The sequence below is a fragment of the uncultured Ruegeria sp. genome (genome assembly GCF_947504215.1).
Lineage (GTDB): Bacteria > Pseudomonadota > Alphaproteobacteria > Rhodobacterales > Rhodobacteraceae > Ruegeria.
In genome coordinates this window covers 1-21,093 of record NZ_CANNGO010000004.1, presented here as the reverse complement: position 1 = coordinate 21,093, position 21,093 = coordinate 1, and the positions used below count along the sequence as shown (strand labels likewise).

The 21,093-nt window shown below is 56.6% G+C and carries 21 protein-coding genes and 1 tRNA gene; 8 read left to right on the top strand and 14 right to left on the bottom strand.

Annotated elements, in window-relative coordinates; genetic code table 11:
• Positions 1 to 16: 16 nt before the first annotated feature.
• The 3 genes from Q1B21_RS09025 to iolC are packed head-to-tail and all read right to left on the bottom strand — an operon-like array spanning position 17 to position 2,679.
• Positions 17 to 856, bottom strand: a complete 840-nt coding sequence (locus Q1B21_RS09025) for a class II fructose-bisphosphate aldolase (RefSeq protein ID WP_299888582.1) — start codon at positions 854 to 856, stop codon at positions 17 to 19.
• A complete protein-coding gene (locus Q1B21_RS09020) occupies positions 853 to 1,689 on the bottom strand; it encodes a 5-deoxy-glucuronate isomerase (protein ID WP_299888579.1) in 837 nt (278 codons plus the stop codon). The genes Q1B21_RS09025 and Q1B21_RS09020 overlap by 4 nt, the downstream gene beginning before the upstream one ends.
• Positions 1,690 to 1,698: 9 nt before the next feature.
• The gene (iolC, locus tag Q1B21_RS09015; protein WP_299888577.1) at positions 1,699 to 2,679 is read right to left on the bottom strand and encodes a 5-dehydro-2-deoxygluconokinase; all 981 of its coding nucleotides are present in this window, start codon (positions 2,677 to 2,679) and stop codon (positions 1,699 to 1,701) included.
• Positions 2,680 to 2,794: 115 nt separating this feature from the next.
• Between iolC and Q1B21_RS09010 the strand changes: the two genes are divergently transcribed.
• Together Q1B21_RS09010 and Q1B21_RS09005 are read left to right on the top strand one after the other, a co-directional pair.
• On the top strand, positions 2,795 to 3,898 hold the full coding sequence (locus tag Q1B21_RS09010) for a Gfo/Idh/MocA family oxidoreductase (RefSeq protein WP_299888575.1): 1,104 nt from the start codon (positions 2,795 to 2,797) through the stop codon (positions 3,896 to 3,898).
• A 38-nt stretch (positions 3,899 to 3,936) separates the two neighbouring features.
• The gene (locus tag Q1B21_RS09005) at positions 3,937 to 5,070 is read left to right on the top strand and encodes a Gfo/Idh/MocA family oxidoreductase (RefSeq protein WP_299888573.1); all 1,134 of its coding nucleotides are present in this window, start codon (positions 3,937 to 3,939) and stop codon (positions 5,068 to 5,070) included.
• Here Q1B21_RS09005 and Q1B21_RS09000 read toward each other — a convergent pair whose 3' ends face one another.
• The 3 genes from Q1B21_RS09000 to Q1B21_RS08990 form a co-directional block, all read right to left on the bottom strand.
• A complete protein-coding gene (locus Q1B21_RS09000; RefSeq protein WP_299888571.1) occupies positions 5,071 to 6,069 on the bottom strand; it encodes a LacI family DNA-binding transcriptional regulator in 999 nt (332 codons plus the stop codon).
• A gap of 148 nt (positions 6,070 to 6,217) precedes the next feature.
• A tRNA-Val gene (locus tag Q1B21_RS08995) sits at positions 6,218 to 6,293 on the bottom strand.
• Between the two features lie 82 nt (positions 6,294 to 6,375).
• Positions 6,376 to 7,629, bottom strand: a complete 1,254-nt coding sequence (locus Q1B21_RS08990; protein WP_299888569.1) for an aminotransferase class V-fold PLP-dependent enzyme — start codon at positions 7,627 to 7,629, stop codon at positions 6,376 to 6,378.
• A gap of 253 nt (positions 7,630 to 7,882) precedes the next feature.
• Here Q1B21_RS08990 and modA point away from each other — a divergent pair, with 253 nt between their 5' ends.
• From modA to Q1B21_RS08970, 4 genes are all read left to right on the top strand, one after another.
• On the top strand, positions 7,883 to 8,662 hold the full coding sequence (gene modA, locus Q1B21_RS08985; protein ID WP_299888566.1) for a molybdate ABC transporter substrate-binding protein: 780 nt from the start codon (positions 7,883 to 7,885) through the stop codon (positions 8,660 to 8,662).
• Positions 8,663 to 8,667: 5 nt separating this feature from the next.
• Positions 8,668 to 9,360, top strand: a complete 693-nt coding sequence (gene modB, locus Q1B21_RS08980) for a molybdate ABC transporter permease subunit (RefSeq protein WP_298935203.1) — start codon at positions 8,668 to 8,670, stop codon at positions 9,358 to 9,360.
• A complete protein-coding gene (gene modC / locus Q1B21_RS08975) occupies positions 9,357 to 10,457 on the top strand; it encodes a molybdenum ABC transporter ATP-binding protein (protein ID WP_299888563.1) in 1,101 nt (366 codons plus the stop codon). Before modB ends, modC begins: the two co-directional genes overlap by 4 nt.
• A gap of 111 nt (positions 10,458 to 10,568) precedes the next feature.
• Entirely contained in the window at positions 10,569 to 10,976 is a 408-nt protein-coding gene (locus tag Q1B21_RS08970; RefSeq protein ID WP_299888560.1) for a hypothetical protein, read from the top strand.
• A 3-nt stretch (positions 10,977 to 10,979) separates the two neighbouring features.
• Here Q1B21_RS08970 and hemF read toward each other — a convergent pair whose 3' ends face one another.
• Genes hemF through clpS form a run of 4 tightly spaced genes read right to left on the bottom strand, consistent with a single transcriptional unit; the run spans position 10,980 to position 14,064 of the window.
• A complete protein-coding gene (gene hemF / locus Q1B21_RS08965; RefSeq protein WP_299888557.1) occupies positions 10,980 to 11,864 on the bottom strand; it encodes an oxygen-dependent coproporphyrinogen oxidase in 885 nt (294 codons plus the stop codon).
• A 5-nt stretch (positions 11,865 to 11,869) separates the two neighbouring features.
• Complete coding sequence (locus Q1B21_RS08960) at positions 11,870 to 12,670, bottom strand: SDR family NAD(P)-dependent oxidoreductase (RefSeq protein WP_299080991.1); 801 nt, start codon at positions 12,668 to 12,670, stop codon at positions 11,870 to 11,872.
• A 37-nt stretch (positions 12,671 to 12,707) separates the two neighbouring features.
• Complete coding sequence (locus Q1B21_RS08955; protein WP_299888554.1) at positions 12,708 to 13,673, bottom strand: class I SAM-dependent methyltransferase; 966 nt, start codon at positions 13,671 to 13,673, stop codon at positions 12,708 to 12,710.
• Between the two features lie 49 nt (positions 13,674 to 13,722).
• Complete coding sequence (gene clpS, locus Q1B21_RS08950; protein WP_298935197.1) at positions 13,723 to 14,064, bottom strand: ATP-dependent Clp protease adapter ClpS; 342 nt, start codon at positions 14,062 to 14,064, stop codon at positions 13,723 to 13,725.
• A 93-nt stretch (positions 14,065 to 14,157) separates the two neighbouring features.
• Here clpS and Q1B21_RS08945 point away from each other — a divergent pair, with 93 nt between their 5' ends.
• Positions 14,158 to 14,859 carry an HAD family hydrolase gene (locus Q1B21_RS08945; protein ID WP_299888551.1) on the top strand — a complete coding sequence of 234 codons (702 nt, stop codon included), beginning with the start codon at positions 14,158 to 14,160 and terminating at the stop codon, positions 14,857 to 14,859.
• A gap of 280 nt (positions 14,860 to 15,139) precedes the next feature.
• Positions 15,140 to 16,534 carry a D-alanyl-D-alanine carboxypeptidase family protein gene (locus tag Q1B21_RS08940; RefSeq protein ID WP_299888548.1) on the top strand — a complete coding sequence of 465 codons (1,395 nt, stop codon included), beginning with the start codon at positions 15,140 to 15,142 and terminating at the stop codon, positions 16,532 to 16,534.
• A 145-nt stretch (positions 16,535 to 16,679) separates the two neighbouring features.
• Here Q1B21_RS08940 and Q1B21_RS08935 read toward each other — a convergent pair whose 3' ends face one another.
• From Q1B21_RS08935 to Q1B21_RS08920, 4 genes are all read right to left on the bottom strand, one after another.
• Positions 16,680 to 17,927 (bottom strand): hypothetical protein, encoded by a 1,248-nt coding sequence (locus Q1B21_RS08935; RefSeq protein WP_299888545.1) that lies wholly within the window; start codon positions 17,925 to 17,927, stop codon positions 16,680 to 16,682.
• Positions 17,928 to 18,096: 169 nt separating this feature from the next.
• A complete protein-coding gene (locus Q1B21_RS08930) occupies positions 18,097 to 18,858 on the bottom strand; it encodes a LamB/YcsF family protein (RefSeq protein WP_299888542.1) in 762 nt (253 codons plus the stop codon).
• 12 nt (positions 18,859 to 18,870) lie between these two features.
• Entirely contained in the window at positions 18,871 to 19,869 is a 999-nt protein-coding gene (locus Q1B21_RS08925; protein WP_299888540.1) for a biotin-dependent carboxyltransferase family protein, read from the bottom strand.
• Positions 19,866 to 20,615: a carboxyltransferase domain-containing protein gene (locus Q1B21_RS08920; RefSeq protein WP_299888537.1), complete on the bottom strand. Its 750-nt coding sequence runs from the start codon at positions 20,613 to 20,615 to the stop codon at positions 19,866 to 19,868. Before Q1B21_RS08920 ends, Q1B21_RS08925 begins: the two co-directional genes overlap by 4 nt.
• Between the last annotated feature and the right edge of the window lie 478 nt (positions 20,616 to 21,093).

The following is a 21,093-nucleotide window of genomic DNA, read 5'->3' as shown; positions in this document are numbered from 1 at the left end:
CCAAGCCTCGCGTCTATTAACCTTGTGGCGGTGCTCCAAATGCACGGATGACCGCACGGGCGGCGGCCTCAACGGGGGCGTGGGTTTCTTTCAGAATGGTGACGCGGTCGAACCGGTCTGGGTCAATGTTCACGGCGTCACGTAGGGCTGCACCAAAGGCCATACGCAGCTCGGTCCCGATGTTGAACTTGCAGATTGACGTTTCGCGCGCCAGTCGGGTGCGCTGTTCGATTGGCACACCCGATCCGCCATGGATCACCAATGGCACCTCAGTCATGGCATCAATCTGGCGGATGCGGTCTTCGTCCAACCCGCCTTCCTTGTTTTCCTGCAGATGGACGTTGCCAACCGAAATGGCCATCGCATCAACACCGCTTTCCTTTGCAAACTGCGCGGCCTCGGCGGGGTCGGTGCCGTTGGATCCTTCTCCGCCGGAATAGCCAACGAACCCGATCTCGCCCTCGCATGAGATGCCCGCCGCATGGGCCATCTCGGCAATTGCCGCGGTTTCGTCAATATTCTGCTGCAGGGGTTTTCGAGATCCGTCGAACATTAGAGATGTGAAGCCGCTGTCCAAGGCGATTTTGCAGTCTTCGAACGTATAGCCATGATCCAGATGGGCAACCACGGGAACAGATGCGTTGTCGGCCAGATGGCGGAACATCTTACCCAGGACTGGCAGCGGCGTGTGCTCCCGGCAACTGGGACCTGCTTGCAATATAACCGGTGCATTTTCGGCCTCGGCAGCGGCCACATAGGCGCGCATGTCTTCCCAACCGAGCGTCACCAGGCCGCCAACAGCATAACCTTGATTATAAGCGGGCGTTAGAACGTCTTTGAGCGTGACGAGGGTCATTTGAACTTTGCAATCATGTCTTTGATGCCCGGGATCGTTTCGATCTGATAGGCATGGGTAGGTTGGAAGTACTGCACCAACGATCGTTGGCTCAGGCCACCGAGGATTGTGAAGTAGTACATCTCGTACCCCGGAAGCACGCAGCAGGGGTGATAGCCTTTGTCGATGCAGATCGTCGACCCGTCAACGATGTGATAGGCATCCCCTGGTTCGTTGTCCTCGCGCTGCAGCATCTGCAGGCCGGATCCCCAGTTGGGTTTGAACCGGAAGTTATAGGTTTCGTCGTGTCGGGTTTCATCCGGCAAGCGATTGGTGTCATGCTTGTGGCTGGGAAAGCCGGACCAGCCACCCTGACCGACGGTGAACAACTCGCTGACCAAAAGGCGCCCGACTTTTTCGTGTTGTTTCTGGCCTAGGATGTGTTTGATTTTGCGATGGGTTTTAGTGTCGTCGCTACCATACTGAACCAGATCATGTTCGCGGACGTCAAACGGGTCGAGCACTTTGTCATATCTGGCGCCTGCGATAAAAACCTCGGTATCGTCCGAGACACAAACCAGCCGAACCTTTGCCCCAACCGGAACGTAAACCCCTTCGGGTTCACCATCCCAGACATCTTCGCCGCGATTGCCAAGGCGGGGGAACTGAACCCCTTCTACGTCGACATCGACGCTGCCGGTTGCAGGTGCGATGCAGGTTTCATAACCGGGCACCTGATATTCGAACACCTCGTCTTTTTTCAGTTTGACGATGTTGAAATAGTTCAGCGGCACCGTTGGATCGTCGGCATCTACGATGGCTTTGTTCTGATTGTCGTAGGGCGCGATATGCATGGGAAACTCCTATCGGGTCGGACCGGGGTGGGCGGCGAGAAACGCGTCCAGTTGAGATGTTGTGGGCATGGCAGGGGCGCAGCCGGGTTGTGACACGACGATGGATGCGCAGGCCGACCCACGCATGACCGCGTCCTCCAAAGAATGCCCTGTTGCGATTGAGGCCAGCAAACCGGCCATGAAACTGTCGCCCGCGCCATTGGGTTTAACGGCGTCGATCGGGTAGATGCCGGTGTGAATCTCTTGGCCATCGGCTAAGGTGACAGCACCCTTTTCGCCCATTTTGTAGATGACGATGCGGCCCGGCTTTTCCGCCAGCTCCGTTGCTTTGGCAAAACCCTTGTCGACTCCACCTGCCATAAACCCGAACTCTTCATCATTTCCGACGATCAGGTCACTGGCTTCACCCGCGCGGGACAGGACGTCAGCGGCGACCTCGGGCGACGGCCAGCTATAGGGGCGGTAGTCGATGTCGAAGATGATCGGCAACGTTGCATTGCGCGCGTTCTCAAAGGCCCGAAAGGTGGCGCTGCGTGACGGTTCGGCAGCAAAAACTGTTCCTGCCGATATGATCGCCGAGAAAGAGCTATAGTCGACCTTATCCATGTCTTCTTCGGTCACCTGAAAATCGACCGCGCCGTTTCTGTAGATGACGTTCTGAAAGTCGTCGATCCGGCTTTCGTAGACAGCCAGAGACATACGATATTCGCCACCCACGACGCGGATGAACGACGTATCCACCCCATAGTACTCCAGCTTGTTCATGCAAAACCGTCCGACTGCATCATCTGAAACTGAGGTGATCAGCGAGGCCTGACTGCCCAGTTTGGCCAGACCCGCACAGATATTGGCGGAAGACCCGCCCAGATCTGCGCGGAACGTATCGGCATCTTCGCTTTTGGTACCAATGGGATCGGCAAAAAGATCCATGCCAGCGCGCCCCAAAACGGCGAAACGGTTTCCTTTGATACCGTCTATCAAAGCGCTCAACTCATATCCTCCGGCAAATTGGGGTGGGCAAAGTCGGTTGGACCTTGCGTTTGATCGATTCACACGATACTGATTTTGCAACCGGTTGCAAATGATATGTTCGGAGCCGCCAAAGATGCCTGAAATCGGAATTGGAATTGTAGGTGGCGGCTATATGGGCAAGGCTCATTCCGTCGCCATGTCAGCGGTCGGCGCGGTGTTCAACACGGCACTGCGTCCTCGGCTGGAGATGATCTGTGCCTCGACCCCTGAAAGCGCCGAGAGGTATCGGACAGCTTATGGATTTGCGCGCGCGACTGACGACTGGCGTACACTGGTAGATGATCCGGGGGTCGAAGCCATCATCATTGCCTCGCCCCAGTCAACGCACCGACAGATCGCCGAGGCGGCATTTGCTTGCGGTAAGCCCGTGTTATGCGAAAAACCACTGGGTGCTTCGTTGGATGACAGCCTTGCGATGACAGCTGCGGCCGAGGCGGCAGGCGTGATCAACATGGTTGGGTTCAACTATATACGCACGCCAGCCAGCCAATACGCGCGTCAGCTGATTGCCATAGGCGAGATTGGCGATGTCACCTGGTTTCGGGGCGAACATACCGAAGACTTCTATGCGGACCCAGAAACGCCTGCGACGTGGCGCACAACTGGAATGGCGAACGGAACCATCGGGGACCTTGCCCCACATATGGTCAATGGCGCGCTGGCGCTGATCGGTCCGATTGCGCAGGTCATGGCGGATGTTGAAACCGTGCACCAGACCCGGCCCGGTGGAGATGTGACAAATGATGATCATGCCCAGATGATGTGCCGCTTTGAAACTGGCGTGATGGGCAATCTGTATTTCAGCCGCGTCGCGACCGGACGTAAGATGGGCTACGCCTATGAAATCTCAGGAACCAAAGGCGGCATTCGCTTTGATCAGGAAGATCAGAACGCCCTTTGGTTGTATCGGCGTGAGGGGCCAGAGGCGTCACGTGGGTTTACCAAAATCCTGACCGGTCCTGCGCATCCTGACTATGAGCCGTTTTGCCAGGGACCTGGGCATGGCACCGGGTATCAGGACCAGATCATCATAGAGGCCAAGGATTTCCTGCAAGCCATCCACTCCGGCGAAGCGATCTGGCCGACATTCCGCGATGGGCATGAGGTGAACCGAGTTTTGGCGGCCGCGCTGGCTTCGTCAGAACAGCGGCAGTGGAAAGAGATCAGCGATTTCTAATCGCAGTACCAATGAAATTCTGAAGAGAGACGAAGACCATGACAAAGCTGAAATGGGGCATGATCGGTGGTGGTGAAGGTAGTCAAATCGGACCCGCGCATAGGTTAGGTGCTCTTGCTGACGGGATGTTCGAGTTCGCCGCAGGTGCGCTGGATCATCGCCCCGACGTTGGCCGCGAATACGCCCGGCGACTGGGTGTCGCCGAAGATCGCGCATATGGCAATTGGCAAGAGATGCTGGCAGGCGAACAGAACCGCTCGGACCGGATTGATCTGGTTACCATCGCCACGCCGAATTCAACCCATTTCGAGATTGCGAAGGCCTTTCTTGAAGCTGGCTTCAACGTATTGTGCGAAAAGCCGATGACGATGACCGTGGAAGAAGGCGAAGAGGTTGTCCGCGTTGCCGAAGCTTCGGGTAAAATCTGTGCCGTTAACTACTGCTATTCGGCCTATCCCATGATCCGTCAAGCGCGGGCAATGGTGCGTGCCGGTGAGATCGGCAAGGTGCGTCTGGTGGTGACGAATTTCAGCCATGGTCACCACGGTGACGCCACGGATGCCGACAATCCACGCGTTCGTTGGCGGTATGATCCGGCAATGGCCGGTGTATCGGGCCAGTTTGCGGATTGCGGGATTCACGCCTTGCACATGGCCAGCTTCATCTGCGATGACGAGGTCAAGTCGCTGTCAGCTGATATGGCCTCGACCATTTCCAGCCGCGAACTGGAAGATGATGCGATGATCAATTTCCGTATGGAGGGCGGCACGGTCGGGCGGCTGTGGACCTCATCCGTAGCCATCGGGCGCCAACATGGCTTCGACATTCAGGTCTTTGGTGAAACCGGCGGGCTGCGCTGGGCATCCGAGCAACCCAACCAATTGATCTACACACCCGTCGGAGGTCGGACTCAGATCATCGAAAAGGGCGAAGGTGGCCTGCATGATGAAGCTCAGCGCTTGTCCCGCGTTGCCATTGCGCATCCCGAAGGGTTTCCGCTCGCGGTCGCCAACATCTACTGCGATTTAGCTGATGCGATCCGGGGCGAAACCCGCGACGGATTGCCCGGCGCGTCGGATGGTGTTCGATCTATCGCTGCAGTTCATGCGGCAGTGGCGTCGGGCAATGAGGATGGCGCATGGAAAGATGCGCGCCCGCCGATGTTCCAATGATCAGGGGCGGGGCCGTAATGTGCCCCGTTCGATCACACGACAGGGAAAAATACGTGCCTCAGGATAGCGCTGAGGCTCTTTCAGCATTTCCTCGATCAGATCCACAGATGAGGTGATGATCTGCTTGATTGGCTGATGAATCGTCGTCAGATCGACGCTTTCCCAACGGGACATCTCCATGTCATTCAGACCGATGATTCCGATCTCTTGGCCCGGTTGTAGCCCGTGATCCTTAAGCGCTGACAGCGCGCCAACCGACAGGATATCATCACCGCAGAAATAGGCTTGGGCTGTTGTGTCTTCCAGAAACCGCAGCATCTCCGCGCGACCGGCTTCAAACGAATAGGCATCGGCAAAACAGTGGGTGACGTCGATTTCCGGATGGTTCGCCAATTCTTCCATGAAACCACGATACCGGTCGAGTGCCGAGGTCGCATTCTTCGGGCCGCCCAGATATCCCACGCGCTTATAGCCTCGGGCCAGCAACTCTCGCGCCGCCATGCGGCCGCATTCGACATTGTCGATCCCGACCACATGCACCTCGGGCGACGTGGCTGACCGCCCAAACGTATGGACCACAGGTACGCCCGCATCGTGGAAGGCCTTTGCAAAGCTTGGCGGTAGCGTCGAAGATGCAACGATTGCGGCGTCGACCGAATACTGCCGTAACATCCGAACCGAATTTGCCGGTTCGGTTTCGTCGGTCAGATTTACGATCAGAGGGCGCAAGCCTCGTTCTTGCAAGGCGCGTGTGAACTGATCGAAAACCTCAAGGAAAATAGGGTTGTGAAAGTTGTTGGAAATCAACCCGATCAGCTTCGTCCGTCCCGTCGTCAGCGATGAGGCCAACGCATTCGGGCTGTATCCAAGCTCGTGCGCTGCCTTTTCTACCTTGCTGCGGGTTTTGGCCGACACCGACGCGCCTTCAGTGAAGGTGCGCGAAACCGCTGATCGCGATACCCCAGCAAGGGCTGCAACGTCTTTTAGGGTGACACTCATGGGCTTTGCACGGTTGGTTTGAGTGGCAGTTTGGCTGTTGGTATTTTCATGGCAGGAACATTATGCACCATAGCCCTGTGGTTGCAACCGGTTGCAACTTGAGCTGCTGAGCTCTGGCCCGGCGCAGATACTTGTATCCATAAGGGGATGGTGGGTGATGAGAGACTCGAACTCCCGACATCTTCGGTGTAAACGAAGCGCTCTACCAACTGAGCTAATCACCCGTGACGGTGCATGTAGCCAAGCCTGCGCGCGGACGCAAGAGGGTCTGGAACAATTTCTTGCGCTCAATTGGCGATTGTCGGGTCAGTTCGCCATATCGTTCAAAGCGGCCAGCAGTTGGGCGACCTCATGCTCCGTGTTGTAGTGACACAGCGAAATCCGGATGCAATCGCTTAGACCCAATGGGGTCAGCACATTGCCACTGTAGTGATCGGCTTTGCGTGTGTGGGTCCTTATGCCCTGTTCGTTTAGCCGGGTCACCACTTCGGCCGATGGGAGATCGCGCACTGTGATCGAGATCAGACCCTCTCGGGCTGGGTTGTCCGGCCCTGCCAGTATGCTGATGTGGTCCATATCGCGCAGACCGGGCAGGTTTCCAGTTCCGTTGATCATTGCGCTCGTCAGATGGGTTTCATAGGCGTGAATCGCGTGGCCTGCTACCTCAATCCGGGCGCGGCGGTCGGTGGTATCGGACAATTGGCTGCCCAGCCAGTCAAAATAGGTGACCACATCGGACATCGTCGCATATGCGCCCGTGTCTCGGGTGCCGAATTCCCAGCCGTCGGTTGGGGCGTCGATCAACTGGTCGTGGGGCTGGGCGGTCAACCGGTCCGAAATCCACGCGATGCCATACCCATGTCGCGAAAACACTTTGTAGGGTGAAATCGCGTAGCCATCGACATTGTAGCTGTCTATGTCCAATTGGCCGTGGGCTGCATGTTGAATGCCGTCCACAATGATGAAACAGTCGGGCGCAACATCGCGGATGGCGCGGGAAATTGCAGCGACATCCATACCCATCCCGGTCACAGGCGATCCATGTAAGATTGTTGCCACCGAGACATCCGGCGTCATCAGCGCGCCATAGTCTTCGGCGGTCACCAGACCGGTCGCGTCACAATGTGGAACGCTGACATAGTTCAGACCGGCAACTTCCGCCCAGCGGCGTGCGGCGCTGCGGCTGGCAGGGTGTTCAATGGAGCTGCCAATGACTTTGCTGCCCTTGGGCGCGTTTACACAGGCGGTTCGGATCACGCGAAACAGCAGCTCGGTTCCGCTTTCCCCCACAAAGAACTGCCCCGACGAGGCATTCATGAAAACCGACAGATCTGATTTGGCCTTGTCTATGATGTCGACCAACGCGTGGCTGGCGGTATTGTCACGCCCCTGATTGTCCGGGATTGCGGCAAATTTAGCGGAGGTTTCAACGACAGAGTTCAGCGTCAATGCCCCGCCAGCATTCTCGAAAAAGATGCGTTTGCCTTGAAACGGGCAGCTTTCGACATGGGCAAAACGGGCCCGTATGGCGTCAATCAAACCGGGTGTTTCCTGCAGCATATTCGGTGTCCTGTTTCCTGTGGCTGACGCGTGACGCTTTGCCTAAGCTTTGTCCGGGGCATTCTGCGAGATCAATACCCAATGCGACACCCGTGGCAATCGCTATGGCGGAGAAGACGCTCAATAGCTGACTTCATTGTATTTTCTGTGATTTTCGAATTCTTCACTGGTATGAACATTGAAAGGCGCTTGCGTGTCGCCTTTGGCCTCCGATATTCCCGGAGGGACTGCAATGTTCCAGCCGGGAGTGCACATGACCCTATCCTCCGCCAGCAGATCTCTGATCGCGGCACTGGTTCTTGGCGCGACGATGCTGGCCCCGATCCGGGCCGGGGCCGAGGGGGTTTTGGTATTTGCAGCTGCCAGCCTGAAGACAGCTTTGGATCAGATTGCAGCGGAATATGAACTGCAGATGGATGAGACCATAACTGTGTCTTACGCAGCCTCATCGGTTTTAGCGCGGCAAATACAGCTGGGCGCGCCAGCGGATCTGTTCATTTCGGCAAACCCTGATTGGATGGATCTGCTTCAGGATGCAGAACAGATCGATGCAACATCGCGCGTGGATTTGTTGGGAAACGGGCTGGTCCTGATCGGTGCTGCGGGTCGCGCTTCGGTTGGTCAGATCACGCCGGGGTATGATCTGCTCTCGGTGCTGGACGGGGGGTATCTGGCCATGGGTTTGGTCGATGCGGTTCCCGCCGGAGTGTATGGCAAGGCGGCTTTGCAGCGATTGGGAGTATGGAGCGCTGTGCAGGATCAGGTCGCGCAGACCGATAACGTACGCGCCGCGTTGGCCCTTGTGGCAACCGGTGCAGCACCGCTTGGCATTGTGTACCGATCAGATGCAAACGCCGAAACGCGGGTCAGCGTTGTCGGCACGATCCCCGCTGATATGCATCCGCCGATTATCTACCCTGCTGCGGTTACGTTGTCGGCGGGTGACAATGCAAAGGCCTTTCTGGACCATCTGCAATCCGATGCTGCTACGTCGGTCTTTCTTGCGCAGGGTTTTACCCTGCCGGGCGGGTGACAGGGATGGATTGGTTGGGTCCAGCCGAGATAGAGGCGCTTAAACTGTCCCTGAGGGTGTCGTTCTGGGCCACGCTGGCGACGCTGCCATTTGGTATCTTCGTTGCCTATGCGCTGGCCCGCTGGCGGTTTCCGGGCCGGCAAGTGCTGAATGGTCTGGTACATTTGCCTCTGATCCTGCCGCCGGTGGTTACCGGTTATCTGCTGTTGCTGACGTTTGGCATCCAGGGGCCGGTGGGTCGTCTGTTGGGCGAAATCGGGATCGTTGTGGCCTTTCGCTGGACGGGCGCCGCGCTGGCCGCGGGGATTATGGCATTTCCGCTTATGGTCCGGGCGATCCGGCTGTCGATTGAGGCGGTCGATCCAAAACTGGAACAAGCCGGAGCGACCCTGGGCGCGTCGCGCGCCATGGTCTTTGCAACTGTGACCTTGCCGATGATCCTGCCGGGCGTGACTGCCGGTGCTATTCTGGCCTTTGCCAAAGCGATGGGAGAGTTCGGAGCCACGATTACCTTTGTGTCAAACATTCCCGGCCAGACGCAAACGCTGCCATCGGCCGTCTATGCGTTTTTGCAGGTGCCTGGGGGTGAGGCCGCAGCGACGCGGCTGGTCATCATCTCGATCATCATTGCCATGGGTGCGCTGCTTCTGTCGGAATATGTCGGACGTCGCGCCGCAGCACGGGTGGCCGGAACATGAGCCTTTCTGTGCAATTGCAACACCGCCTGCCGGGGATCGATCTGGACCTCAGTTTCGATGCGCCACCGGGTGTGACGGTTCTGTTTGGCAGGTCGGGTTCGGGTAAAACCACCATCGTCAATGCCGTAGCGGGATTGCTACGGCCCGAGGCCGGGCGTGTCGCAGTGAATGATTGGGTTCTGTTTGATATTGAGCGGCACCAATGGTTGCCGCCACACAAACGTCGGTTGGGTTACATTTTTCAAGAAGGACGGTTGTTCCCGCATCTTAATGTTCGCCAGAACCTCGCCTATGGGCGCTGGTTCGCCCCAAAGAACGCACGCCGTGAAAACCCGGACAAGGTGATCGAGATGCTAGGGGTCGGGCATTTGCTGGATCGTCGTCCGGCGCGGCTATCGGGTGGTGAAAAACAACGCGTTGCCATTGGTCGCGCCCTTTTGGCCAGCCCGCGTCTGATCCTTGCCGATGAACCGCTGGCCGCATTGGACGACGCCCGAAAGGCCGAAATTCTCCCGTATTTTGAACGACTGCGGGACGAGGTTTCAGTGCCAATTCTGTATGTTACCCACGCGGCGGCCGAGGTGGCGCGGCTGGCGACATCGGTTGTGGCATTGCAGGACGGCAAAGTTGTGCGACAGGGCCCGGCCGCTGACGTACTAGCGGATCCTTCGGTTGCACCTGCCGGTGTGCGCGCAATTGGGGCAGTGTTGAAAGTTAGGGTGCTGGCGCATCATGACGACGGGTTGACCGAGTTGGACGCGAACGGCGCGCGGCTTTTTCTTCCTCGGATCTCGCACGATATAGGGGAAGACTTGCGCATTCGAATTCCAGCTCAGGAAGTGATCCTTTCGAAGACGCCACCACAAGGTCTATCTGCCCTGAATGTTCTAAGCGGCACTGTCGACTCCATCCGGTCCGGCGACGGGCCTGGGGCCATCGTTTCGGTGAAAACGCCTGCCGGAATCGTCCTGGCACGTGTGACGCGCCGGTCGGTCAACGCGCTGGGGCTTGAGGCAGGGGCGCCGTGCCACGCGGTCATCAAGACCGTTGCGCTTGCGCCGCAGGATGTAGGTGGCCGGATAATCTCCAACGAGTGAACGCATATTGATCTTCTGATCCAGCAAATCGGCTGGGTAAGCGGCTTTACTCAGAAGTGGCAAAGCCTATGTTGTAAGGGGTTAGAGAATATATTCTGGGATTTTTTTACGATGCAATTTTTCAAGTTAGCTGCCCTGTCGGTTTTGTTGACAACGCCCGGTTTCGCACAGGCTGTGGGCTTTGGCCTGAGTGTCAGGCCGCAGTTCAAAACCGAAATCACGCCGCTGCAAAACGGAATTTACGAAGTCAAAGCCAAGGGATCGTCTGCGGCGGTCAACTATTGGTGCGGCATCGGGGACTATGCAATCCGAACGCTGCGCGTTCCGAATTCTCAGCGCATCTATATCTCGAGAGCCTACGAGCCCGGGGTCAGGACAGTTCAGTTTTCACTGACCCCGCCCGAAGGGGCCGATACCAATCCCGGCTATTCCATCACCGTCAAACGCGTGGGCGAAAACATGTCGGCAATCTCGGCGCAAAACTACTGCTATGATAACTTCATGGATTTTGATTTCTGAGGTTCAGATCCACTTGGCCATCGGCGGTAGGCTCATCAGGACAGCGTCCGGATCATGGCCGGTTTCCAGCCCAAACTTCGTACCCCGGTCGTAGACAAGGTTGTATTCGGCATAAAGGCCGCGATGTACCAGTTGCGTCGTCTTGTCAGCGTCCGAAAAGCTGTGTCCGCGGCGCCTTTCCACCAATGGCAGGTAGGCTGGAAGGAATGCCCTGCCGATATCCTGCGTCAGAGAAAAATCATTCTGCCAATCCCCGGTACAATAGTCATCCATGAATATGCCGCCGACGCCGCGTGCGCGTTTACGATGCGGGATGTAGAAGTATTCGTCTGCCCAGTCTTTCAGGCGCGGATAGTGTCCCGGCCCATGTGGGTCCAGATGAGCTTTTTGAGTGGCGTGGAAATGCACCGTGTCATCATCGTACTCGATGCAGGGATTCAGGTCTGATCCGCCACCGAACCACCAGGCATGCGGGGTCCAGAACATGCGTGTGTTCATATGAACGGCTGGCGCATGGGGGTTCTGCATATGGGCAACAAGGCTGATACCCGAGGCCCAGAACCGAGGATCTTGGGTCATGCCGGGAATGCCCTTGCGCGCGGCCATGGCGCGTTGGGCCCGCTCACCCAACGTGCCGTAGACAGTCGAGACGTTGATCCCGACCTTCTCAAACACGCGCCCGCCGCGCATGACGGACATCAGGCCACCGCCCGCATCTGATCCATCCTCGGATTGGCGTTTGGTTTCCTTGACCTCGAAACGGCCGGCTTCGGCATCCGCGAACGGGCCGGTGTCGTGACTGTCTTCCAGGGCTTCAAACGCCGCAACGATATTATTGCGCAGTTCCCGGAACCAGGCGGACGCGGTGGATTTCTCAGTGTCGAACATAGGGATCAATGTGCTGGGGCTGCGACGGGGTCTAGCAGGGTGCGGCCGCCATCAATTGTCAGAATTTGACCGGTGATGAACCCGGCAGCGTCCGAGGCTAGGAATTGAGCGGTTTCGGTCAATTCGTTCGGGGCTGCGATGCGGGCCAGTGGCGTGTGTTTTTCGATATCGTCGCGAAAATCGCGGTTCTCTTTCAGTGTGGACTGTAAAGATGCACTCATGACTGATCCCAACGCGATCGAGTTCACGCGGATACGGCTTGGTGCAAATGCGACGGCCAGCGACCGGGTCATCTGATCCAGCGCGGCCGTGGAAACCGAATATGCCATCAGGTCAGGATGCGTGCGTCGGGCGGCGATTGAAGACAGGTTGATGATTGATCCCGCCGGGCCTTCGTCATCTTCATCTGACTGCTTGATCATGCGTTTTGCGACAAGTTGGCTAAGCCGTAAAGCGGGCATCAGGTTCTGGTTCAACAACGTGCGAACCGAGTCGTCATCGGTGTCCAGCGGGTCGGACGGGATCACCTGCCGCGAGCCGTTGATAAGGATGTCCACCTGGTCGAATGCATCCAATGTGGCCGAAAGCAAATTGGCTATGGTCAGTTTTTCCCGAAGATCCCCGGCGAAATATCGGATGTTGCTATCATCGGCCTGCTCACCCAACTCTTCCGCCAGTCGTTTCTCATCCATGTCCGCAAACATGACATTCGCCCCGGCATCCGCGAAATGACGCCCGATGGCCAAACCTATGCCATTGGCGCCGCCGGTCACGATTGCTGTTTTGCCAGTGATGGAAAAGGACATCCGAATCCTCCTGAGTTGAAGGGCAGGTTAGCGGGCCTTATCGCCGAGGGCGAGAGGCGTGAAACACCTTGAAGCGATTGTCTCCTGTAACCTCTTGGACTTGCGCGAATACACCGTTCAACGTGGCCTCATAGGGCAGGTGACGGTTGGCAACCATCCACAGATCACCATTACGGGTCAGGTTACGGGCTGCTGCCGCGATAAAACCCTGGCCCAGGGCGGGATCAGCGCTGCGCGTTGTATGAAACGGCGGGTTCATCACCACGGTATCGATGGGCTCGGGGCTGTTCCAGATGACCGCATCCGCCCAATGAAACTGCGCCCGGGGGTCCGGCACGTTGACCCGAGCACATTCGAGTGCGGCGTGATCTGCTTCGACAAGATGCAATGCCGTGATGCTGTCGTGGTCCAGCAGCTGGGCACCTAAGTATCCCCAGCCCGCGCCCAAATCGGCCACCCGGGCTCCGAGTTTTGTCGGTAGTGTTCGTAAAAGAAGGGATGACGCCGGATCGATTCCATCCGCTGAAAACACGCCGGGAGCGGTTTGAAATCCGTCTGCGGTTTGAGTGTCTGGCGCAGCCCAATCCTGGAAGGCTTCTGGATTAGACTGGAACCAGAAAATCTTGCCATGCGCTTTGGCAATCGGTCCCTCAATAGACACCCGTTTACGGATGTCCTTCATAATGCTGTCCACACCGTCGGTTTTGGCACCATCAACGACAACCAAACCCTCCGTACGGCTGCAAGCCTGTTGGATCATCGCACGGGCCAGTGCTTTCGCCCGAGGAAGAAACAGGATTGCGCTCTGGCAGCGGTCTTGCGCAACAGGGGCAACATCAAACCCCTGCGCTGCAAAGTGATCGTGAAACGGTTTGAACGGTTGTACTACCTGCGTTTCACGCGGCAGAGATGAGAGATCGTGCTCCGGCGTTGGGCCAATTACCGTCAGCGGCTGTGACAGCGTCAGGCCGCTTTGCAAGACAAGATCTAGGCGAGGGGGCATGGACAATTCCAGCTAAGGGTGAGCATGGGGTAAATTGCCCCGAAACGCGTTATTCTTCGCGTTCCATTGTGCATTGCAAAGGGTGCTGGTGCCGGCGGGCGAAGTCCATCACCTGACCAACCTTGGTTTCTGCAATCTCGTGACTGAAGACGCCCACCACCGCCACGCCCTTTTTGTGAACGGTCAACATGATCTCGAACGCTTCGGCGTGGGTCATTCCGAAGAACCGTTCCAGCACGTGCACCACAAATTCCATTGGTGTGTAGTCGTCGTTCAGCAACAACACCTTATACAGCGGCGGACGCTTGGTCTTGGGGCGCGTCTGAACCAGAACGGACGCGTCATCGTCGCCGTCCGGTTTGTCAGACATCATCCATTGGTTTTCCAGCATCTTGTGCAACTGTCCGATTCAGGCATTTGGATTATCTGTGCGCTTATATAACGTGGGCGTGGCCAGTGAAAAGAGCAAGCGAACGAAATCGGAATGAACACTAAGCTTACAACAATCGCGTTCGACGCCGATGATACCCTTTGGCACAATGAAAGGTTCTTTCAGCTGACCCAGGCTTATTTTGCCGAGTTGCTTGCCGATCACGCCGAACAGGACCACTTGATGGAGCGTCTTCTGGCGGCAGAAAAACGCAACATCCGGCACTACGGGTACGGGATCAAAGGGTTTACTTTGTCGATGATCGAAACCGCGATCGAGGTTACGGAAGATCGTGTGCCAGCCTCGGTCATTCGTCAGTTGATCGATGCGGGGCAAGATATGTTGGCCCATCCGATCGAATTGTTGCCATTTGCGCGCGAAGCGATCGAGAGCGTTTCAAACTCTCATCGCGTGGTGCTGATCACCAAGGGCGACCTGATCGATCAGGAACGCAAACTCGTGCAATCGGGATTGGGCGATCTGTTCGATGGGATTGAGATCGTGTCCGAGAAAACACCGGACGTCTATCGGACAATCTTTGACCAGCATGGGGATGGGCCTGCGGCCTCGATGATGGTTGGCAATTCAATGCGCTCGGATGTCGTCGCGCCGATTCAGGCGGGATGCTGGGGTGTTTACGTGCCACATGGCCTGGTTTGGGAGGTCGAACATGCCGAAACACCAGAGGACAATCCGCGATTCCGAGCGCTGGATGATCTGAGCGAATTGGAAGGTCTTATTTGTACGCTAGAGTGATGTGGCTATTCCGCCGCAGTTCCAAAAATTCCATTTTCGAAAATAGCCTCACTGCGCCGAAAATAGCCCATTTGGTGTTTGTGGGAAAAAAAACGGCCAGATATAGCGTGTGAAAAGCGGCCAAACGAAACTGCAAAAACCCCAGCTTTCGGTTTATTTCATGGGACCTGTGTGTTAGCCTTATCGTTAACAAAATAAATTTTGCTGACCGGGAAAACCCGGCGGCTTGAGGCAGACAGAGGCAAAAATCGTGCAGGTTCGGCGGACAGTTCCGGCCCGAATGGGCTTATTCCTTATAGCATTGTTGTGGCTGCTATTTTTTGTGCCACTCAAAGGCTTTGCTGCACCTTACGCAGCGGTCGTGATCGACGCGAGGACAGGCGAGGTGCTTCATTCTCGCAATGCCGATACGCGGCTCCATCCTGCATCCCTGACCAAGATGATGACGCTGTACATCGCATTCGAGGCGGTACGAAACGGTGAAATCACGTTGGATACGCCGGTTCGCATTACCAAAAAAGCAGCGGCAGAGCCGCCGTCGAAACTGGGTCTGCGGTCTGGCCAGACTATCGCGTTTCGTTACTTGATTCGCGCGGCCGCGGTGAAGTCCGCCAACGATGCTGCGACCGCCATCGGTATCGCAATCAGCGGGTCCGAGGCAGCTTTTGCACGTCGCATGACCCGCACTGCCAAAGCAATGGGGATGAGCCGGACGACCTTTAAGAACGCGCACGGTCTGACCGAGTCGGGACATTTGTCGACAGCGCGCGATATGACAACTCTGGGGCGTCATTTGCTTTATGACTACCCGCAATACTACAACCTGTTTTCGCGCCAATCGACCCATGCGGGGATCAAAACTGTTCCCAATACCAATCGCCGTCTGCTGGCGGCCTACAGGGGCGCGGACGGGATCAAAACCGGCTATACACGGGCTGCGGGATTCAATCTTGTAGCGTCAGCCAAGCGTAAGAACGAACGTATCATTGCGACAGTGTTTGGCGGTAAGTCAGGTGCGTCGCGCAACGCCAAAGTGGCAGAGCTGTTGGATCTGGGTTTTCGTCGAGCACCGTCCCGCGCACCCATCCGCAAACCCGGGCGCCCGGTTTATGCCGGGAACACTGGCCTTGGCGGAACAACGCAAGTTGCGCGTCTGACTGGCGCGCCCAAGAAAAGCCTGCGTCCGATTGTGCGTCCCAGCGCTGCGACCCAGGTTGCAAGCGCGGTTGTCGATACGGCGAACCAAGATCGTGACCGCATCCAAAGCGGTATCGCGGCCGCTATGGCAGAAGCCGATATTGCACCAACCGCACCTCCGGTCGATAGCTCGGACACGCGTCCGGCTTTGCGGCCTGAAAACCTGGTTTTGGCTGCGGCTGAAACGGTCAAGCAGCCTGCGCCCGAGCAGGAAATCGTCACCCGGTTATCGACCTCAGGTGGGCACCTGTGGGGCGTCAACGTTGGACGCTACACAACGCGCTATGAGGCCGAGAAGGTTTTGTTGAAAACAGCGCTGTCGGAAATGACCACGCTGGAAGGCACACTGCGCAAAGTGAACCAAAGCTCACGCGGGTTTGATGCAACTTTTCAGGGCATGACACGCGAACAGGCTGATCTGGCTTGCCGCCGCCTCAGCGCTCGAAATGTAACGTGTTTCATGATCGGACCATCATAAGGCCCGACGACTCTCCTGACTGGATCTGGGCTGCGGAAGAGATTTCGCAGCCGTTTTTTTCGTGAGAACCCGGAAAGAGCCTGCACAATAAAAAGGCACCCCAGCATAGCTTTCTACGGTTGATCAGACAGTTTCTTTTGCTGCCTCAGTCAAACACGTGGCCATGCTGATACTGCTCATCTTGACCTGCAGCCGCAGTCAGAGCAGCGACATTATCCTTGGTGAAGAACCCGTCATACTTGTGACAGCGCTCGATATACTCAGTGATCAGCAGCGTGTTCTTTGAGTGCTTTGAGAAGATCTGTTTCAGGTTAGGATCATCTTTGCATTCACCAACCACATGAGCCAGAAACGGGACGCCTTCGTCTTTGAGCGTATTGACCACGAAATCGACGTTCTTTTCACCGGCACCGTGATCGCCATCCAAAATCTCGACCGCCATATGATGCAGACGGCGTCCGAAATTGCGCACGAAATCCTCTGTTGGCATCGGCAGTTTTGCGAATGAATTCACGAAGGATGGTGTATTGTTGGCTGTGAACACCTTGGCGGGGGACTTCTTGTCATCATCCACATTTGGGTTGCGGTTCACATTGGTCGACGAGTTCATGTCGAATATGTTGTACGCCCCCCAAAAGTAGTAAGGCACCATTGTCAGAAATTCGAGGATCGCATCCTCACGCTCTCCAGCCAGAACGCGGGTGGCGAGGTGGTCGATGCCCAGCATAAGCGGGGCGATCTTGCTGTCGGTGCTGAAGGCTGCCGCCTGATCCAATCGCGCTTGTTCTGTATCACTCAGCAATACCCGCTCGCCCAGTCCAAGGCTGTCGGTGTCATTGAAATCTAGCGTCGAATAGCCGACCCGATTGCAGGTAAAATCGGATGGGGTCGTAAAGCGGAACCCATCCAGCGTGTAGAAAGGGTTTTCGGTATCGCCGCTGTATTCGAACCGGATGTTCTGATCCTCGAGCGTTTTACTCAGATTATTCAAATCCGTCGCAGCAAAGATCTCGCCCACATATCGGGTCTGAGGCGTCTTGCGCGCCAGCGGGTACATGCGGTTGATGCGCGGGATAAAATCCTCGAACGTATCACTGAGAGGTGCCATCAGGATCAACGCTGGGTAGTCGGCGTGCGAGTGCATCACCGAAAACTTGTGCGTTCGTCCCAGATAGCTGGCTGAATGGCGATAGGGCGTCATTACATAAAGCTCGGCCATGGTGTTGAAAAGCGCGCTGGCTTCAACCTGCATCACAATTGCCCGCATTGGGCCGACCAGTTCCGCAATACCCGAACTGTTGCGTCTTTCGTAGATTTTCGGGAGGTATTCACCGAAGAAGTCCGAGTTCTTCTTGTCGCCTCGCGGTTCGTAGGACATCAGGTCGAAAGACATATTTGCCTCCTTGTGCAAAACTGGCTGGGATTGAGATGGCCGGGCATCTGTCCACGCGTTGAGTTGCTAAAATTACAGTATTGAGAACATGCACTTGCAGGCATGCTAGGGTCAGAACACTGTCCGGGCAACAGAAAGAAAATGATCAGGTTTGATTGCGGATAGATGACTATCGGGTGAATTTCGTCACATCGACGCCGCCTTCGATCAGGTTTTCGCGGACCGAGCGGGCGATTTGAACTGCAGTTGGCCCGTCGCCGTGCAGGCAGATCGTATCGATCGATGTTTCCAGTCGCTTGCCGCTTTCGGTTATGACTGCCCCCTCGCGAACCATGTTCAGGATACGAGGGCCGGCGATCTCAGGATCATGTATGACTGCGCCGGGCAGGTTGCGATCGACCAAAGTGCCGTCGTCGTTATAGGCGCGATCCGCGAAGATCTCGCCGACCCATTTGCACCCTAGCTCTAGTACAGCGTCTTCCTGTTTAGTGGCGGCCAACACCATGATGATGATGTCGGGGCTCACATCCAGCGCGCCCTGATAACATGCGCGCGCCATGTCGATATCGACCGAGCACATATTGGCCAAGGCGCCGTGCAATTTCAGGTGGCGCACTTTTGTCCCGACAGCAGTAGCCATGCCTTGCGCCGCACCCAGCTGATATCGCACCAGGTTGCGCAGGCTCGCATGTGGCACTTTCATGTTGCGGCGGCCAAACCCTTGCAGGTCTGGAAAACCGGGATGCGCGCCAATACCCACATCGTTTTCAGCGGCCAACGCCATCGTTTTGGCCATCACATCCCAATCGCCGGCATGAAATCCGCAGGCGATATTGGCAGAGGTTATGATCTTAAGCAGGCTTTCGTCATCACCCATGGTCCAGGGACCAAAGCTTTCACCCATATCGGCATTCAGATCGACGTGAGGCATCGGCAACTCTCCTTAGTCGTTGGCAGAGATTACTCCACCGATCAATTGGTAGGACAACAGGTCCGGGATATTATGCGGGTCGCGCAACAGCGGTTCGACCTTGCCGGGTAGGCGTGCGAGCTCAGCGTCGAAGGCGGACTGAAGCGCCATCGCCTGATCCATCGTCACAAACTCAAAGCGGATCGCGGCACCTGCCGGTGTTTGTGCCGCGCGCGGCATGTCACAGGGCAGAACCGTTGCGATCCGGGGATACCCCCCCGTCGTCTGGCATTCAGGCAGCAGGATGAACGGATTTCCGGTGCCGGTCATCTGTATATCACCGGGGGTGATCACCTCGGACAATATGTTCAACTGACCCTTGGCAGCAAAACCGTCGCCGTCGCTTTCAAGTTGCATGCCCATACGGTTTGCGCGTGTGCCTCGCCAAAACTTGGTTTGCGCGAAACGATGCAGCGTTGTGTCGTCGAACAGTGTCGTTTGAAAACTGGCAACCACATGAAGCAGACCGCCCGAAAACCGCTCGGCCGGGGCTAGTTTTAGTCCCGTATGGCCCGAATCTGCTCCTACCACCAACACGTCACCGACCTGCACTGCTCGACCTACTTTGGCCGTCAGGTGGGTCGAGCGTGATCCCAAAAGCACCTCGGATTGGATGCCGCCGCCCACGTGAAGATATCCGTAGTTGCCTTGCAATGCCGCGCCGATCACCAGGCGCTGGCCTGCTTCAAGTTGATGCGAGGCATTCCAGGGCACCTGGCTGCCGTCTAGCGTGACCTGCATGGGTGCCCCTGTCAGCGCAATGCGAGTGGGCAGGGTTGCCTCGAATTCTCCGCCAAGCCCGGCCATTTCCAATGCCGCACAGTCCGGGCTCTGTCCCAGCAGTGCAGCCCCTTCATACAAGGCCAGAATGTCGGCTGCCCCTGATCTGGACAAACCCTGATCCAGAAATCCAGGCCGGCCTTGGTCCTGAATGGTGCATGCCGGGCCGATGCGGTGGATCGTCAGGCTCATGCGGTGATCTCCTCACATGTCGCTCCACCTGTCCCATCGGTATTGTTCGCCCGGATCTGATCCAGTTGATCGGGCGAGACTGGTTCGAATATCATTTCATCGCCGGGTCTCAGGACAAAGCTCTGTTCCATTTCCGGGCGAAAGCACCGAAACGCGGTTTGCCCAACATGCCGCCAGCCGGTTGGCGTAGGGCCGGAAAACAGAACAAACTGCGAGATTGCCAAGACCAACGCCCCTTCGGGCACCATCGGCGTAAGGTCCTGCAAGCGGGGGATGTCAAACTCAGGACCCAACGGACCCAGATAAGGCTGCCCCGGAGCGAACCCGATAGTCAGAACCCGGACCCGAGTTGTGCTCAACCGCTGAATTGCGTCCTCCGGATCCAACCCGGCTGCCGCTGCGGCTTCCTTCAGTTGGGGCGCCAGATCGGTTCCATAGACCGTTGGCACGCGCCACAGCCGCCGCCCTTCGGGCAGAGGCGTGCTGTACCAGTTCTGCTGTTCCAACAGCCTCTGGAGGCGTAGTCTGATGCCCGCATGTGTCAGGTGCTGTGGATCGAACCGGATATAGGCGGATCCCAGTGTGGCCGATGTTTCGGTCACACCGTCCCATCGCAGCTGTTCAATTTCTGCCCGAAACGCTAGGGCCGCGCGGTTTGCGTCTTCGGTCATTGTGTTGGCGAAGGTCACCAAAGCTCCATCAAAGCCAACGGTGCGAACCAAAGGAAAAGTATCAGCGACGGTCATGAGCGTTCCACTGCAGGTCGGTAGGTTTCGTGCGGGAACCAGACCGTATCCAGTTCAGATGCGCAAGGCCGGGAATACATGCTTGATGATTTCATAAAGCCGGGAAGCTGGGGCGAGCGTTCGGTGTTTGAATTATGATCCGATTGTATTGGCGCGAATTAGCGAAGTTGGTCTGAAATACCAGTTCAACGTGAATCGATTTGCCGATTTGAGTCGTATTCACTAGTACAGGGTCTCCGCCAATTGTCTATATATTGTGTCTGGCCATTAGCCCGCATGGATCAGTCGTCTGTCTTCTTGGACTTTTTGGAGGAAAATCGCGCGAAGGATTGTTGTTTTGTGCCGCTCAACCTATTGTTTTTGATAGCATAAAGTTAGTAATGTAAAAAAGATGATCAGGATGTCTTTTTCTGCTTGCGGTCTTTGTCAGTAGTACTTAGAACCCCCTTCACCGGCGCTGCTGAGGCTGCGCTGACGG